This window comes from Phytoactinopolyspora endophytica (genome assembly GCF_004138495.1).
Classification (GTDB): Bacteria; Actinomycetota; Actinomycetes; order Jiangellales; family Jiangellaceae; genus Phytoactinopolyspora; species Phytoactinopolyspora endophytica.
On the sequence record NZ_ML142887.1, the window covers coordinates 9,698 to 9,983 of the forward strand.

Genomic DNA, 286 nt, shown 5'->3' on the forward strand with positions numbered 1-286 from the left:
TCATCGATGACCCTCGGCGGAATCATGAAGCACATGGCCTGGGTCGAGGAAGGCTGGTTCACCTACACCCTGCACGGGCAGGAACCAGGATCCCCATGGGACACCGTGGACTGGGACACCGACCCCGACTGGGAATGGAACTCCACCACCGACAACACACCCGAGCAGATTCGCACGCTCTGGCAGGACACCGTGACCAACTCCCGTGCGCTGGTCAAGGAAGCGCTCGCCGACGGCGGCCTGGGACAGCCGGCTCAGTTGCCATGGCCCGACGGCCGAGCGATCA

General features: G+C 64.7%; 1 protein-coding gene. It reads left to right on the forward strand.

The genetic code is table 11. The features are described from left to right. Positions 1-33 precede the first annotated feature (33 nt). A partial coding sequence (locus tag ELR45_RS33990; protein WP_240760342.1) for a mycothiol transferase occupies positions 34-286 on the forward strand: 253 nt, incomplete at its 3' end.